The following is a 1,795-nucleotide window of genomic DNA, read 5'->3' on the forward strand; positions in this document are numbered from 1 at the left end:
CAAGCCCAATCTGATCTACCGGATCAAATCCGTCACTTTTGATGTGGACAGTAGCACGCAGCTGGGGCGTGACATCCGCGCAACGTCTGACAGCAGCCTCTTGCAAGTGGGCAAAAATTATAGTCTTGACGTTGTGCTCAATGAACGCGACCGCATCGACAACGTACTTAAAAATAAGGGCTATTACTATTTTAGTCCGGACTATATCCTGGTGCAGGTCGATAGTACCATCGGTGACCATAAGGTCAACCTCTATGTGACAGTCAAAAAGGAAACGCCCGAACAGGCAAGAACAGCATCCAAAATCAATAAGATCTATATCTATCCCAACTATACCGAGACCGGAGCTGGCTACCAGCAGTCGCCGCGGAATGCCGAGCTGTTTGATAGCAGTTATTATTTTATCGATCCCCATCATAGTTTTCGAAAACCCGTCATCGCCAACCACATCTTTTTCAAAGAGGGCGATTTGTATAACCGCGATGCCCACAACAGGACCATCAGCCACCTGGTGAATCTGAATAGCTGGAAATTTGTCAAAAATAACTTTGTGGACAGCAAGGACGTGCCCAATGCGCTTGACGTTTACTATTACCTCACTCCGTTGCCGAAGAAGTCCATTCGTGTAGAGCTGCTAGGAAAAATGGCTTCCGTCTACAACGGAACCGAAGTCAATGTCAACTGGACGCTCCGCAATGCCTTTAAAGGGGCCGAGAAACTCAATATCAACGTATTTGGGGGCTACGAAATACAAACGGGGGGCAATGCGGATCTGAACTCCAGTTATTTCCGCTACGGTACCGAAGCGACCTTAACCTTTCCGAGGATATTGACCCCATTTGGCACCATCAATCCTTCCCGTCAGTATATTCCGAACACCTATATCAAGGCACGGTACGAATTTTTGAACCGCCGCAAAGCCTACACGCTCAATTCCATCGCACTGAGCTATGGCTACACCTGGCAGGAGAGCGAAGAGAAACAGCATGATCTGGCGCTTATGGAAATCACCTATGTACAGCCTAAGGGAATTTCAGAAAGCTACAAACAACAGATGGATACCATTCCGGCGCTACGACATGTGCTTGACCCCCAATTTACGATCGGTCCAAATTATAATTTCACCTTCCAGAACACCATGAAAAAGCACCTGCAAAATACGTTTTATTTTAAGGGAAATCTGGATCTGTCGGGAAATATTCTGGGGCTTATCAAAGGCGCAGACTTTAACAAGGGCAAGACTTTTAAACTTTTTGACGCCTACTTCTCCCAGTATATCAAAGCCAGCGTCGATGGCAGGCATTACTTCAAGCTCAGCGAAAACTCGCAGATCGCATCGCGGGTGAGCATCGGGATGAGTTACTCGTACGGAAATTCGCGTTCCCTTCCCTATCTGAAACAATACTATGTAGGTGGACCGAATAGCATCCGTGCCTTTGGCGCACGCGCGATCGGACCGGGCACCGTAGCTCCCGAAAGGTTGGGCAATGGACTTTTTTATGCCGATCAGACCGGCGATATCAAACTGGAGCTGAATACAGAATATCGGGCAAAGATTGCCGGTCCGGTCCATTGGGCCGCCTTTATCGATGCGGGAAATGTCTGGCTGCAGCGTGACGACGCGACCAAGCCGGGCGGAAAATTCAGCAAGGATTTCCTTCAGGAACTCGCCGTGGGCGGGGGACTGGGATTACGGTTTGACTTTACCTTTCTGATTCTGCGCACAGACTTTTCCATACCATTCCGCATCCCCTATCTGCCAAAAGGCGAACGCTGGGTGTTTAAGGATATTGAC

Annotated in this window: 1 protein-coding gene; it reads left to right on the forward strand. The window is 48.6% G+C overall.

Going from position 1 to position 1,795, the window contains the following annotated elements; translation table 11 throughout:
• Positions 1-106: 106 nt before the first annotated feature.
• Positions 107-1,795 (forward strand): BamA/TamA family outer membrane protein (locus B3C94_RS20800; RefSeq protein WP_293907324.1); only part of this gene is annotated, 1,689 nt, incomplete at its 3' end.

Origin of the sequence: Sphingobacterium sp. UBA5670 (genome assembly GCF_002420705.1) — a bacterium.
Classification (GTDB): Bacteria; Bacteroidota; Bacteroidia; order Sphingobacteriales; family Sphingobacteriaceae; genus Sphingobacterium.